The organism is Myroides indicus (genome assembly GCF_004364575.1).
GTDB lineage: Bacteria > Bacteroidota > Bacteroidia > Flavobacteriales > Flavobacteriaceae > Flavobacterium > Flavobacterium indicum_A.
In genome coordinates this window covers 18,662-32,459 of the sequence record NZ_SOAG01000032.1, presented here as the reverse complement: position 1 = coordinate 32,459, position 13,798 = coordinate 18,662, and the positions used below count along the sequence as shown (strand labels likewise).

14 protein-coding genes are annotated in these 13,798 nt (G+C 34.4%); 10 read left to right on the top strand and 4 right to left on the bottom strand.

The window, feature by feature from the left end:
* Positions 1-325: 325 nt before the first annotated feature.
* From C8P70_RS12055 to C8P70_RS12045, 3 genes are read right to left on the bottom strand one after another with little or no spacing between them, the layout of a single operon-like run.
* The gene (locus C8P70_RS12055; protein ID WP_133713570.1) at positions 326-880 is read right to left on the bottom strand and encodes a DUF3575 domain-containing protein; all 555 of its coding nucleotides are present in this window, start codon (positions 878-880) and stop codon (positions 326-328) included.
* A 37-nt stretch (positions 881-917) separates the two neighbouring features.
* Positions 918-1,652, bottom strand: a complete 735-nt coding sequence (locus tag C8P70_RS12050) for a metallophosphoesterase family protein (protein WP_133713569.1) — start codon at positions 1,650-1,652, stop codon at positions 918-920.
* Entirely contained in the window at positions 1,645-2,793 is a 1,149-nt protein-coding gene (locus tag C8P70_RS12045) for a DUF5929 domain-containing protein (protein WP_133713568.1), read from the bottom strand. The genes C8P70_RS12050 and C8P70_RS12045 overlap by 8 nt, the downstream gene beginning before the upstream one ends.
* Before the next feature lie 175 nt (positions 2,794-2,968).
* Here C8P70_RS12045 and C8P70_RS12040 point away from each other — a divergent pair, with 175 nt between their 5' ends.
* The 8 genes from C8P70_RS12040 (at position 2,969) to C8P70_RS12005 (ending at position 11,977) form a co-directional block, all read left to right on the top strand.
* A complete protein-coding gene (locus C8P70_RS12040) occupies positions 2,969-3,973 on the top strand; it encodes an AAA family ATPase (RefSeq protein ID WP_133713567.1) in 1,005 nt (334 codons plus the stop codon).
* Positions 3,974-4,064: 91 nt separating this feature from the next.
* The gene (locus tag C8P70_RS12035) at positions 4,065-4,928 is read left to right on the top strand and encodes a DUF58 domain-containing protein (protein ID WP_133713566.1); all 864 of its coding nucleotides are present in this window, start codon (positions 4,065-4,067) and stop codon (positions 4,926-4,928) included.
* 18 nt (positions 4,929-4,946) lie between these two features.
* The gene (locus tag C8P70_RS12030; protein WP_133713565.1) at positions 4,947-6,569 is read left to right on the top strand and encodes a BatD family protein; all 1,623 of its coding nucleotides are present in this window, start codon (positions 4,947-4,949) and stop codon (positions 6,567-6,569) included.
* Positions 6,566-7,567, top strand: a complete 1,002-nt coding sequence (locus C8P70_RS12025; RefSeq protein WP_133713564.1) for a vWA domain-containing protein — start codon at positions 6,566-6,568, stop codon at positions 7,565-7,567. The genes C8P70_RS12030 and C8P70_RS12025 overlap by 4 nt, the downstream gene beginning before the upstream one ends.
* Before the next feature lie 6 nt (positions 7,568-7,573).
* A complete protein-coding gene (locus C8P70_RS12020; protein WP_133713563.1) occupies positions 7,574-8,605 on the top strand; it encodes a VWA domain-containing protein in 1,032 nt (343 codons plus the stop codon).
* Entirely contained in the window at positions 8,592-9,437 is an 846-nt protein-coding gene (locus C8P70_RS12015) for a tetratricopeptide repeat protein (protein WP_243832705.1), read from the top strand. Before C8P70_RS12020 ends, C8P70_RS12015 begins: the two co-directional genes overlap by 14 nt.
* Positions 9,438-9,447: 10 nt before the next feature.
* The gene (locus tag C8P70_RS12010; protein ID WP_133713561.1) at positions 9,448-11,208 is read left to right on the top strand and encodes a BatD family protein; all 1,761 of its coding nucleotides are present in this window, start codon (positions 9,448-9,450) and stop codon (positions 11,206-11,208) included.
* 7 nt (positions 11,209-11,215) lie between these two features.
* Positions 11,216-11,977: a tetratricopeptide repeat protein gene (locus C8P70_RS12005; protein ID WP_133713560.1), complete on the top strand. Its 762-nt coding sequence runs from the start codon at positions 11,216-11,218 to the stop codon at positions 11,975-11,977.
* Here the strand turns inward: C8P70_RS12005 and C8P70_RS12000 are convergent.
* The gene (locus C8P70_RS12000; protein ID WP_133713559.1) at positions 11,974-12,513 is read right to left on the bottom strand and encodes a CvpA family protein; all 540 of its coding nucleotides are present in this window, start codon (positions 12,511-12,513) and stop codon (positions 11,974-11,976) included. The genes C8P70_RS12005 and C8P70_RS12000 overlap by 4 nt on opposite strands.
* 156 nt (positions 12,514-12,669) lie before the next feature.
* Between C8P70_RS12000 and C8P70_RS11995 the strand changes: the two genes are divergently transcribed.
* Together C8P70_RS11995 and C8P70_RS11990 are read left to right on the top strand one after the other, a co-directional pair.
* Positions 12,670-13,215 carry a dihydrofolate reductase family protein gene (locus tag C8P70_RS11995; RefSeq protein WP_133713558.1) on the top strand — a complete coding sequence of 182 codons (546 nt, stop codon included), beginning with the start codon at positions 12,670-12,672 and terminating at the stop codon, positions 13,213-13,215.
* Positions 13,216-13,354: 139 nt separating this feature from the next.
* Positions 13,355-13,711, top strand: a complete 357-nt coding sequence (locus C8P70_RS11990) for a hypothetical protein (protein WP_133713557.1) — start codon at positions 13,355-13,357, stop codon at positions 13,709-13,711.
* Positions 13,712-13,798: the final 87 nt, after the last annotated feature.

The following is a 13,798-nucleotide window of genomic DNA, read 5'->3' as shown; positions in this document are numbered from 1 at the left end:
ATGATCAGTTATACGTATTCGCACGTGATGGGAGACATCGTTTTTGAGAAAGGCGGCTACCATCAGTTTGGGATAGGGTTTAATCTCTTTGGCAAGAAATCTCCCCTGGATTGTAATTGTCCGACGGTGAAGGATTAAATTCTAAATTAATAACAAAAACAGACCGGATTTACTGTAGTAAATCCGGTCTGTTTTTGTTATGTGAGTATTGTGACTTAAAAAATCAGAAAGAAATTTGTCTTCTTTGTCCTAAAATAAATATTTTTCACTGTTAAGTATATATCTGTAGATAAAATATATAGTGTATTCTTATTTTATTTTTACATTAAAACCTATACCCTATATTTATACCTGCGTTAAATTCAATTGCAGAAAAACGATCCTGAACTTCATCGCTAAAATTTCGGGCAATATTAGCAAATGGCTGAATAGCAAAAGAATCTCCCATGGTCCATTTATATCCAATGCCTAAACCGACAATAAAGCTGTCTATATCTGTTTTTTTGATATACACCTGCTCTAATTCATCAAAAGTATTTTCTTCAAAACTTCCAAATCGATATTTTAAAAATGGAGTTACCACATATCCGCTTCCATTAGCTCCGTTAGCTCCCCCAAAATAGTAATTGTAGTTTACTCCAATACTAGTAGCTTTAAATTTTTGATCTTTGCTTTTACTTTCTTTATAATATGAAAATCGATCATTTATATACAAGTCTGCCCCCACAGATTGATTATGATCTATAAAACGCTCATATCCCATCTCAAAAGAAGCCATCATTATAGTATTCAGAATATTTATCTTTACCTCATTAAGAGCCTGAGCCTGAGCTGAAAAAGCCCCGCATAGCAATACTGCTAGTACAACAAATTTTTTCATATTAATTCCTTTTCAGCAAATATATAAAAAACACTGTTTATTTATGGTTTCTTCCTGCTTCATTTGGATATAGTTTTGCTACGATATCACTTTGCCAAGATTGTTTAGTATTTACATCCATCACACTTATTTTTCCTAAAAAAGCAGCTCCTGTATCTATATTCCATACATTCGCAAAACAAGTGGGCTCTGTAAATCCAAAATGAGTAACCGGCGTATGTCCTATAAAAATTTCATGATAATGTTTTAACCTTTTAGGATAAAAAGCACTATTGGAAGGAAGATCTGGATTTATTGCCATCACTGTTTCCCACAAAGTACGATCCCAATAGATATATTCCTCAAAAAACTCAAAGTCTATTCCCTTAGGATTGGTAAAACCGGCATGTACAAAAAGCCTGTTTTTATCATCTATATGATACTTTTTCAGCGTATCGAAAAAAGTTAAGTGTTCTTTTATTTTCTTAGGTGATAAGTTTTGATATGATTTTATAGATGCCTCTCCCCCATTCATCTCCCATACCTTATTTTCCTGTTGCGTTCTCAGCCATTTTACAAGAAGCGTTTCATGATTGCCTCTCAAAAAAATACAATTTTGTCGGGTTTGCAATTCAAGCAAAAAGTCAACTACTTTTTCCGACTCACTCCAACCGTCCACGTAATCTCCCAAAAATATCAGATGATCCTGCTCGGTTACTCCTGCTCTTTCTAAAACCTGTAACAAAGCCTTATAACCTCCATGTATATCCCCGACCACCAGTGTTCTATTCATTTTGTTCAGTTTCATATTTCAATTTTCGCAAAATACGCATTACTTCCTTAAAAGCGATGAACAACTGTGGATCCTGAGCTCTTTTTAAATAATCTTTAACGCTGATAAGCTGGTCTTTTGCCTCATAAAATCCATTCAAAAAGCAAAGCATCATATTAAAGCACAATCTGTTTAGTAATTTTTCTTCTTTCACCGAAAGCTTTTCGCCTGAATTGATTTTATTGATGACTTTTAAGCTATTTCTGTAAATGTGCTGTAAGATATTTTGATTATATTTTGGTGCTTCAAATAAAACCCGATTTGAAATAGTATATTTCCCATTGTCAAAAAACTGAATTACAACTTCCTCAAACGGATAATAACTCGTTCTGTCATTCAATCCCAGATTTAAGTATTCTGTTATTACAAATTCATTGTCATTGTAAAAAACAGTCACTGCATCTAAATTGGAATAAAAAAGTTTAATCTGCTCATTTATAAACTCAATGTCCATTCTGGAATAAAATGGAGTTCCTCTGACCATTTTTTTAGTTGCTGCCCAACAAATAATAAACTGCTCTTTAAAGACGCAATATCGCGGTTTTAAGTCTCGATGCGTTTCTGTCATAAAAGTAATTACACCTTCTAAAATATTAGTCAGGTTGTTTTGAGAACTTTTTTCTATACTGTTTACGATTTCTTTGTTATTAGCAATAACAGCTTGTTCATTGGGCACGGAAGTACTTCCTTGCCGCATAAAATAAGTTCCTCCCTCTATATCTGAAATTGGTCGTTTAAACACTGTTTGCAATTGATTCGGAGCAATAGTAACCAATCCCACAACTTTTCCTTCCGGCAAATCCAAAAAAGGAACATTCTCATATGTAATGATGGGAGCATTACTCAAATAAGCGTTGACTAAATTCTGAATCTTGCTGTCATCATAAAAATCTACTCCAGTAATCTGATTGTCTTGATCTTCAATACCAACGACCAAATAAGCATTGTTTTCCGGATTGGAATTAGACAAAGCACTTATGTGTTTCAGAAATTTTGCTTTTCCCGATTTTGTATGTAGATTTAACTGCCTTTTTTTATCATAGAAACTATTTTCATCATAATAGGCTAGTAAATTTTTAATAAGTAATCTCTTATTAATCACGACAAATTATTTTTTGTTCTTAAAATTATAAAAAGAAACTCATAATTCAACCCCAAATCACAAATCAGCAAACTACATTTAACCATCTATTAACAACTTAATACAGAATAATTTTTGAATTTGCGGTAACAATTAAAAAACAACATTTTTTTAGACAAAAACTATAACGACAAACATGGAAACAACAGGTTCAAATTATGACATTCGCGAACTTAACGAGTTAATAGAAAGAGAAAGTGCTTTTATAGACATTCTTACCTTAGAAATGAATAAGGCTATTGTCGGTCAAAAGCACATGATTGATCGTCTTTTAATAGGATTACTGGGACAAGGACATATTTTATTGGAAGGAGTTCCCGGGCTAGCCAAAACTCTAGCTATAAATACTTTATCAAAAGCAGTTCACGGATCGTTTAACCGTATCCAGTTTACTCCTGATCTGCTTCCTGCCGATGTTATCGGTACAATGATCTACAATGTGAAAGAAAATGATTTTTCTATACGCAAAGGACCTATTTTTGCCAACTTTATTTTAGCTGATGAAATTAACCGTGCTCCGGCAAAAGTACAATCCGCCCTGCTTGAAGCGATGCAGGAAAAACAAGTTACTATCAGCGATGATACCTTTAAACTTGATCAGCCGTTTTTAGTAATGGCTACTCAAAATCCTGTTGAACAGGAAGGAACCTATCCTTTGCCAGAAGCGCAAATGGACCGTTTTATGCTAAAAACAGTCATCGATTATCCTAAACTTGAAGAAGAGCGCTTGGTGATTCGTCAAAACTTAGCAGGGGAAAGAGCCCAAATCAATCCGGTGGTTTCACTTGAACAAATCAAAAAAGCGCAAGAGGTGGTAAGAAAAGTGTATATGGACGAAAAAATAGAAAAATACATCTTGGATATCATTTTTGCTACCCGTTATCCTGAACAATTCAAGCTTGAAAAATTAAAACCGCTGATTAGCTTCGGAGCTTCTCCTCGTGGAAGTATCAATCTTGCTACTGCAGCAAAGTGTTATGCTTTTATCAGAAGAAGAGGTTATGTGATTCCGGAAGATGTTCGCGCCATCGTTATTGATGTATTACGCCATCGTATCGGAGTAACTTACGAAGCTGAAGCTGAAAACATTACATCTGTTGATATTATCAATCAAATTGTAAATGAAATAGAAGTGCCTTAATCTGCAATCGAGATTAGTACACAATGACAAAAACCTGTTTGTTTGAGTACAAATGGGTTTTTAGAGCTGAACAAATTTGGAAAATAACATCATGGAGACCAAAGACATATTAAAAAAAGTCAAAAAAATTGAGATCAAAACCAAGCGGTTAAGCGATCATATTTTTTCAGGAGAATATCACACTTCCTTTAAAGGAAGAGGAATGACTTTCTCAGAAGTTCGCCAATATCAGTTTGGTGATGATGTTAGGTCTATTGACTGGAATGTAACCGCGCGTTACAATGAACCATATATTAAAGTTTTTGAAGAAGAGAGAGAACTTACGCTTATGCTGATTGTTGATGTCAGCGGTTCTGAAAACTTTGGTTCTTTGGATGAATTCAAAAAAGAAATCGTAACAGAACTGGCTGCCACTCTTGCCTTTTCTGCAACGCAAAACAACGACAAAATAGGCCTAATGCTGTTTTCGGATCAGATTGAGCTTTATATACCGCCCAAAAAAGGAAAAACGCATGTGTTGCGCATTATTCGAGAACTTTTAGATTTTAAGCCTAAGAGTTTGAAAACAAATTTAGCCGTTGCCTTAGAGTATCTTTCTAAAGTAATGAAAAAGAAAGCTATTGTTTTTATTCTTTCTGACTTTATCACTCCAAACTTTGAACATACACTTAAAATAACAGCTAAAAAGCATGATATAACCGGGATCAGGATTTATGACAAAAGAGAGAAAGAGCTACCAAATGTAGGATTAATTCATGTAGTGGATTCCGAATCTCACTCCGAACAAATTATCAACACATCAGACAGCGCCGTCAGAAAAGCCTATACAGCCCATTTTTTAGAGCAAGAAAACAATTTTTCAAAACTCTTTCAAAAATGCGGTGCAGGAATAATCAACATCGAAGTAGGTGAAAGTTATGTGAAAAAATTATTAGGATATTTCAAATCAAGATAATAAAAGCTTTTGACAAAAATGAAACACAACCTTATACACATACTTGTTTTGATATTTTACTCTGCTTGGGCTTGGGGGCAAAATCCCGTAGAAACTCAGGTAGATACGACTAATATAAAAATAGGCGATGCCTTTTCTCTTACCATTAAAACGCACACAAACCAGAATAGTAAAGTTCTCTTTCCTGATTCTCCCCAGCTAGGAGATTTTGAAGTAATAGACTCTTATCCGGTTGACACTTTGCTAAAAAGTGATTATATGGAACTGATTAAAAAATACGATCTGACGCAATTTAACGCCGGTTCATATTCAGTTCCTCAGCTTCCTGTAATTGTCGACGCAAAAATGTTTAAAACAGACTCTATTTACATTCAGGTTACTGATATTGAGGTAGACACGCTCAAAACTCCTCTTTATGAAATAAAAGGAATTTCCACTGCAGATGCTTCTTTTTCTTCAAAATGGTTTTATCTTATATTTATTATTTTAGCCGTATTAGTTGGTTTAGGACTTTACTTTATCATCAAAAAACGTCAGGATGCCAACCTTACCGAAGAGGATAAATATAAAACCCCTTATGAAAAAGCAGTTAAAAAACTCAAAAAGCTAGAAGAGAAAAAAAATTGGACAAGAGGAGACGCCAAACCTTATTATTCCGACATGACAGATATTGCCCGAACTTTTATTGAAGATACATTTGACATATCTGCCAGGGAGTTAACCACTTTTGAGATTATATCTATCTTAAAGAATACTTTAAAAGACAAGAAAATAAAACTTCGCCCTGAAATAATACGGGAATTTAAACGCGTTTTGGATACTGCCGATTTGGTAAAATTTGCCAAGTCACAGCCCACAGAAGGAGAAATCACAGCCGATACATCTAAAATTCAGAATATTGTAGATGAAATAAACATTGCCTACCCTATTTCAGCAGCTACGCAAACAGAACGTATCAGACTGAGAGAAGAAAGAAAACGCAAAAGAAAACGCCTCCGCATCTGGGTTCCTATATCCGTTTCTGCATCATTGATTTTAATATCCGGAATTGCATATTTAATTAATATATCAGCCGAGCGTGATTGGCATTTACTCACCTTCAACAGTACTAAAAAACTGATGAATAAAGAGTGGATCACCAGCACATATGGCAGTAATCCGGGAATAACAATTTCTACACCAGAAGTATTGTTTCGAAAAAATGACAAAACCATTCAGGAAAGTGCTTTAGAAGGGGTAGCCTCTATCCAGCAGTTTAAATATGCTTCCATTAATGATCCATTATATATTATTCTGAATATTGTAGAAACCAACAAGGAATTTAAATATACAGATAAGGAAATCACAGACCATTCCATTCGTATTCTTACTCAAAATTTCAGAGCAAAAGATATAGATTTTGAAACGAGTGATTTTGAAAACGCAAATGGGATAAGAGGAGTGGAAGTAAAAGGAAATTTTATTTTTTCGAACCCTGTCAACCAAAAGGAAGAAAAAATAGTTTTTGAAGGAGTGATGACAAAATCCGGCATCAACAGAGACCAGGCGTGGATATTTTACTTAGAAAGCGATACTACCGCACCTCAGCTCGCAGAACGTATTTTTGATTCAATGCAGTATAAAAAAGAAGAAAAACCATGAAAAATATAACCTTTTTAAACCCAGAGTTTTTTTGGCTTTTTCTACTGTTGCCAGTTGCTTTTTTAATTTGGTACAAAAATAAGAAAAAGCAAAAAGCTAATATTAAACTGAGTTCTACCGAGGGAGTTTTAGCTCAAAAATCATTCTTGATAAAACTCATCCCTTTGTCAATTGTCTTGCGAATCTTGGCGTTTAGCGGATTAATTATCGCCTTGGCAAGACCTCAAATTATCAGTGTCGACCATCAAATACACTCCACACATGGAATAGATATTCTTATGGCAATGGATATTTCGGGGAGTATGCTTGCTAAAGATTTAAAACCGAATCGATTAGAAGCACTAAAGGAAGTTGCAGCAGATTTTGTAAGCCAGCGTATCACTGACCGGATAGGAATAGTAATTTATGCAGCAGAAGCTTATACAAAAACGCCTGTAACCAGCGATAAAACGCTTTTATTAAATGCTCTGAGAGATATTAAATACTCTGATGATTTAAGAGACGGAACAGCCATAGGCGTGGGACTTGCAACGGCTGTAAATCGGTTAAAAGATAGTCCTGCAAAAAGTAAAATTATTATTTTGCTGACAGACGGAGTTAATAATACCGGAACTGTTGATCCTAATCTGGCTTCAGAAATTGCAAAAGAATTCGGTATCAAAGTTTATACTATCGGTATAGGAACTAACGGACTGGCAGAATCTCCCGTAGGGATTAGACCAAACGGAGAAATTGTTTATGACAAAGTACCCGTTGAAATTGACGAACAGCTGATGAAAGATATTGCTCAAAAAACTGGCGGAAAATATTTTAGAGCAACAGATACGAAGAGTTTAAAAGAAATATACGAAGAAATCAATCAAATGGAGAAAACAAAAATTGACGAACAAAAATTTGTCAATACGGATGAAAAGTTTCATCTTTTGGCACTTATCAGTTTTGTATTGCTCTGTATTGATTTCATCTTGCAGAAAACACTTTTTAGAGGTTTTATTTAAGACATTATGTGGGAATTAGACAGTAAAAAATATTTTTTTCTATTCATCGCTATTGCATTGATGGCTCTGCTGTTTATTGCAGATCTATTGTGGAAAAAGAAAAAACAAAAAGATTTTGCTTCTGCCAAAGCCATGCAGACTTTAGCACCAAATCAATCCAAAAACAAACAAATTATCAAAGCAGTTTTGTATTTAATATCCCTTACTGCAATTGTTATAGGATTAGTAAATCCAAAAATAGGAACAAGGATTATGACTGTAAAAAGACAGGGAGTTGATATTGTTTTTACGCTGGATGTTTCTAAGAGTATGCTGGCGCAAGATATGGCACCGGACCGACTTGCAAAAATGAAGCAGCTGGTTTCTCAAATTATCAGCAATCTAGGTCCAGACAGAGTTGGAATTGTGGGATATGCCGGAAGTGCATTTCCGATGCTGCCGATTACCACAGATCACTACGCCGCCAAAATGTATCTTCAATCCATGAATACAGACATGGTCTCTTCTCAAGGAACTGCTTTTGAAGATGCAATATATGTTGCCAGCAACTATTATGACAACGCCAAAACCAGCAAAGTAATGATTCTGATTTCTGATGGCGAAGATCACGGCGAGGAAATGGATGAAGCTATTGCCATTGCAAAATCCAAAGACATCAAGATCATTACTATAGGAGTAGGAACTGAAAAAGGAGGACCTATTCCTATCAGAACTTCAAAAGGAGTAGAATACAAAAGAGATTGGGACAACGAAATCGTTATTACCCAACTCAATCCCAATACGCTAAAACATATTGCCGAAGCAACAGGAGGAAAGTATTATTACGGTTCTAATACCCAGGAAATAGTAGATTTAATCAAAAATGAATTAAACAAAATCGAAAAGACGGATTTTGAATCCCAGCAAATCGCAGAATTCCAATCCCAGTTTCAATGGTTTTTAGGCTTTGCTTTTATTTTGCTATTTATAGATTTATTTATATTGGAACGCAAAACCTTGTGGATGAAAAAAATAAACCTTTTCAATGAGAGAGGATAAGTTAATGATACAAGATATTATGAAGAATTTTCTTTACATCACTATAATGACTTTAATTTCATTGACGGCTTATAGCCAGTCAACCGGAAGAGCACTGTCTACAGGAAATGAAAATTACCAACAAAAAAATTACTCTCAGGCAGAAGCATCTTATCGAATAGCCAACTCTAAAAGCCCTGAAAAAGCAACAGCTGACTACAATATGGGCAATTCGTTATATAAGCAAAAATTAAATAATGAAGCCGTTAGCGCGTATTTAAGATCTGCACAAAAAGCACAGACCAAAGCAGAAAAACACCAAGCGTATCACAATCTGGGAAATGCATACATGAAAGATAAAAATTATAAAGCAGCAGAAGAAGCTTATAAAAATGCCTTGCGCAATAATCCAAAGGATGAAGAAACTCGCTATAACTATGCAGTTGCTAAAAAATTAAACGAAGAAAATCCGCAACAAGATCAAGATAACCAAGACAATCAGGATAATCAAGATCAAAATGATCAGCAAAATCAGGATAACAAAGACAACCAGGACAATCAAAATCAAGACAACCAAAACGATCAGGATAACCAAGATCAAAATGATCAGCAAAATCAGGATAACAAAGACAGCCAAGACAATCAAAATCAAGATAAGGACAATCAAGATCAAAAAGATAAACCTGAGCCATCACCTCAAGAACAACAGGAGAAACAAAGTAAAGAACAAATGGAACGTTTACTTGATGCAGTAAACAGGGATGAAAGAGCTGTACAGCAACGCCTTATTAATAAAGACAAAAAAGGAGAAAAAACAGAAGCCGTTCAAGGAGCAAGAAAAAAAGACTGGTAAAATTGTAAAGATGAAAACACTTCACCACTATATTTTATTTGCTGTTTTAGTTTGTACGCAAGCCATCTTTGCGCAGGTAAGTTTTGAGGCAACGGCAAACAAAGAAAACATCCCTCTAAACGATAATGTAACTATAGAATTTTCTATGAATAGCGATGGGGACAATTTCGTTCCTCCAAGGTTTAACGATTTTACCTTATTAAGCGGTCCAAACCTATCCGTAAGCCATTCGTGGATCAACGGACAAAAAAGTTTTAAAAAGTCATATTCATACATCCTACAACCCAAAAGAAAAGGAAAAATTTCAATTGGTTCTGCTTCTATTGTTATTGACGGCGAAACTTATAAAACACAACCACTTACCGTCAATATAACCGATGAAGTTGCCAGACAGGATCCTCGCCAAAGAATTAATCAGGCGCAACAACGCTCGTTAGATGGAATCCATCTTGTTGCAGAAATATCCAAAACGAACCCTTATATTAATGAACCCGTAACAGTAAGTTACAAATTATATTTTAATACCAATATTGCCGGCTATAGAGGAAAAGAAATACCTACCTATGATAAATTCTGGACTTATAACGTAGAATTACCTCAACGCCCAGAAGTAAAAATAGGTAAATACAAAGGGCAAGATTACAACTATATCATCTTAAAACAAGACGTTTTAATGCCTCAAGAAGTAGGAAAGTTACAAATCAAACCTTTGACGTTAAATATACAAGCCGAAGTTCCGACCGGAAGACGAGATTTTTTCGGTTTCCCCGAATATGGCTATATAGAAAAGGATTTCAGCTCTAACAGAATCACTCTTAATGTTCAAGAACTTCCGCTACAAAATCAGCCCGCTAATTTTTCAGGTGGTGTCGGTGATTTTTCATTTAAAGCAATTCCTTCCCGAACTGAATTAAAAGCCGGAGAACCTTTGAACTTAACAGTAGAAGTTTCTGGCAAAGGGAACCTGAATTTAGTGATGATTCCTGAACCAGTCGCCCATTCGTCTTTGGAAATTTATGATCCGGAATACACAGAAAGACTGAATTCAGGGTATTTTGGGATGCAGGGAAAACGAAGCAATAAATATACTATCATACCACAATACAAAGGAGAATATACTATCGAACCTATGGAATTTTCTTATTTTGACATTGCTTCTAAAAAATATAAAACAATTTCTACAGATAGTATAAAAATAAGTGTTTTAGAAGGACCTACTCTACCCACGAATAAAGAAGTTATAGGTACAGATACTGTAGATGACAGCGAGCTTTTTCAACCAATCAAACCCAAAGCTTCTTTTATAACAGCTTATAAAAACAAATATTGGCAAACCAACCTATTCTATATTTTAACGGTGGTCCCTTTTATAGCCATTCCTCTTTTTGCATTTGCAGTTAAGCAACAACGCAAGAGAATCGGAGATTTAGAAGGTAATCGATTGCGAAGAAATAATAAACTGGCCAAAAAATACCTTGGAGAAGCTAAAAAGCACCTAAAAAACAGAACACTGTTTTATGAAGCTCTAGAACGCTGCTTACACAACTTTTTAAAGGCCAAGCTCAACATTGAAACCAGTGAGATGAGCAACGAAAATATTAGAGAAATTCTAACCGAAAAACAAATTGATATCGATTCTATTAAGAATTTTATGGATTTGAAAAATAGTTGCGAATGGGCACGATATGCACCTTCCGCACAAGCAGATATACACAGAGATTACGAAACCGCGATACAAGTGATTAGTCAGCTGGAAAAACAATTCAGATAACAGAGATATGAAAAAAATTATATATATATACATGTTACTGCTAAACGCTTTGGTTTGGGGACAATCCAACGACCATTGGAACAATACTTTTGATAAAGCAAATGAGCTGTATCAAAAAGAAAACTTTCAGGAAGCTATCAAACTGTATCAGCAACTGATTGAGGAAAAAAACAACTCACCTGAACTGTACTTTAATCTTGCCAATGCTTATTTCCATACAAAGAGTAATACAGAAGCAGTTTATTACTATGAAAAAGCTTTAAAACTTTTACCTGACGACAAGAGCATAGAAACCAATTTAAATTTTGCCAGAAAAAAACTGGAAGATGATATCACAATCATTAAAGAATACGATAAAAAAGATATCATTCATCAAAGCTTATACAAGCTGACAAGTGACGGATGGGCAAAACTGGCAACTTTTTCGGCAATCGGTATATTTCTGATATTTGTAATCTTCTACTTAAATCAAAACGGTACAATTAAAAGAATATGTTTTGGATTAATGGGACTTGGATTATTCTTTCTCATCGGAAGCATATACGCTGCAAACTTTGAGCAATCTTACGCTAATCGATATATATCCGGAATCGTTTTCGATAAACAAATTGAATTGAAAGAAGAAGCTAAAAGCACTTCAAATACTATTCGCGAGTTGCATTCGGGAGCTAAAGTTTATATTCTTGAAAATAAATCGCTTTGGATAAAAGTGCGCTTAGACAATCAGGAAGAAGGCTGGATTGAAAAAAAATCTATTCGAGAAATCTAAACAGCCTCTGCTTGCGGAATTTCAATCAATTCGGCACTTTTAGCGAACAAATCCTGAATAAGTTTAAAAAAATCTGGAAATACACTTTCCGAAACAATTAAATAATAGCGATAGCTATATGACCTCATTAAGGTATCCTGATCTATCAGAAAGTAATTGACGTTAATTTGATCAAAGAGACTCAATATTAAACAAATTACCAAGGCAACGATTAAAATATAAAATACAGCTCCGGTTAATCGATTGAAAAAACCTAAAAATACCGCCTGAAAAACCTTTGTCATAAACTGTGCCACCAAGCGCACTAAAAAAACAGTTATCAAAAAGGCTATCACGAAAGACAATACAGGCAAAAACTTAGAATCCCATCCTACTGTTTCGTACAAAAAACCTTTTATAACATTTGAAAATTTTAAGGCACCGATTGTTCCGATCAGCAACGACAAAAAAGAAGCTACAGAGACAAACAACCCATCAGATGCTCCTTTGTAAATGCCATATGATAACACTATCAAAACAAGAATGTCCAAAATCATTAAACGTTACTTTGTCTATTTTGATGCTAAGATAGTTTTTTTAGAAATTTTAAAACAAAATTTAGATGCTATTCTTTGCCTTATATTTTTAAATTACCTCCTTATTGATAAATCAAAATATTTACGAAATTTACGAAACCACTAAAATTTAAGTAAATGCGAACCTTATCACTTTTCATTGCAACCAGCTTAGACGGTTATATTGCAAAACCCAATGATGATCTCAGTTTTTTACAACTGGTAGAAAAACCTAATGAAGACTACGGACAGACAAAATTTCTGGAAACAATAGATACGATAATAATTGGCAGAAAAACTTACGATTATGTATTCAAAGAAGTTGGCTCATCCTATTATGACAATGGGCAGAGAGATGTTTATGTCATTACAAGAACTCAAAAACCCAATACGGGCAGAACAATCTTTTATACAGAAAGCTTAACTACATTAATTGACAAACTTCAATCAGAAAGCGGAAAAAATATTTATTGCGATGGAGGCTCAGAAATAATAAACGAATTGCTCACACACAATTTAGTAGACGAACTTATAATTTCAATTATTCCTGTTTTACTAGGAAGCGGAACAAGGTTGTTTAAAGACGAAAGACCAGAACAAGTACTTAAGTTTATAGGCTCAAAAACGTTTGATACAGGATTGGTTCAATTACATTACAAGCGAAAAAAAATAATATCTCAATGAGCTAATAAATCTAAGATTATTGAATAACCTTTTCTTTCTTTGTCATCATACCTAATACATAGCATTTAATTTATCCAGTCCCGTTATATATTCTCATTCTTCTTTTTTCCATTATCTTTGCAAAATATCAAACAACAATATGGCTAGAGACGAACAATTAAAACAACGATGGAATGTGCTGACAGAAAAAATTTCTGCTCGTTTTGGCGATGGAGAAAAACTGGATTTAGAAGCCATCATCTACCTGATTGGTGTACAAGAACTTGGAAAAATAAAAAAACGGTATAAGAAAGATGATAAAATTAATCTCATGCATATTGCCATTTGCCGTTTACTGGAGCCTTACGGCTATTATGAGTTTGACCATTTTGATAAAGATGGCTGGCCGCATTACAACGTTAAAGAACAATTACCTCCTCTAAAGGCCGGAGAACAAAGCGTATTAATGAAAGAAGCTATCGTACACTATTTCCTTGAAAAAAAATATATTGATTAAACGTTAACGCATCCAATTATTGAAATTTAAAGATTTTAAATTTTATGTCTGCCCTAAAAGCAGTAAATTTGCCCTTTACTTTAATTC

What these genes read in the sequence shown, in the direction of transcription:
- C8P70_RS12015 (WP_243832705.1), top strand. Translation starts at nt 8,592, where the DNA reads ATGAGAGAGGATAAGTTAATGATACAAGATATTATGAAGAATTTTCTT.
- C8P70_RS11990 (WP_133713557.1), top strand. Translation starts at nt 13,355, where the DNA reads ATGGCTAGAGACGAACAATTAAAACAACGATGGAATGTGCTGACAGAA.
- C8P70_RS12050 (WP_133713569.1), bottom strand. Translation starts at nt 1,652, where the DNA reads ATGAATAGAACACTGGTGGTCGGGGATATACATGGAGGTTATAAGGCT.
- C8P70_RS12025 (WP_133713564.1), top strand. Translation starts at nt 6,566, where the DNA reads ATGAAAAATATAACCTTTTTAAACCCAGAGTTTTTTTGGCTTTTTCTA.
- C8P70_RS11995 (WP_133713558.1), top strand. Translation starts at nt 12,670, where the DNA reads ATGCGAACCTTATCACTTTTCATTGCAACCAGCTTAGACGGTTATATT.
- C8P70_RS12030 (WP_133713565.1), top strand. Translation starts at nt 4,947, where the DNA reads ATGAAACACAACCTTATACACATACTTGTTTTGATATTTTACTCTGCT.
- C8P70_RS12055 (WP_133713570.1), bottom strand. Translation starts at nt 880, where the DNA reads ATGAAAAAATTTGTTGTACTAGCAGTATTGCTATGCGGGGCTTTTTCA.
- C8P70_RS12005 (WP_133713560.1), top strand. Translation starts at nt 11,216, where the DNA reads ATGAAAAAAATTATATATATATACATGTTACTGCTAAACGCTTTGGTT.
- C8P70_RS12010 (WP_133713561.1), top strand. Translation starts at nt 9,448, where the DNA reads ATGAAAACACTTCACCACTATATTTTATTTGCTGTTTTAGTTTGTACG.
- C8P70_RS12040 (WP_133713567.1), top strand. Translation starts at nt 2,969, where the DNA reads ATGGAAACAACAGGTTCAAATTATGACATTCGCGAACTTAACGAGTTA.
- C8P70_RS12035 (WP_133713566.1), top strand. Translation starts at nt 4,065, where the DNA reads ATGGAGACCAAAGACATATTAAAAAAAGTCAAAAAAATTGAGATCAAA.
- C8P70_RS12000 (WP_133713559.1), bottom strand. Translation starts at nt 12,513, where the DNA reads ATGATTTTGGACATTCTTGTTTTGATAGTGTTATCATATGGCATTTAC.
- C8P70_RS12020 (WP_133713563.1), top strand. Translation starts at nt 7,574, where the DNA reads ATGTGGGAATTAGACAGTAAAAAATATTTTTTTCTATTCATCGCTATT.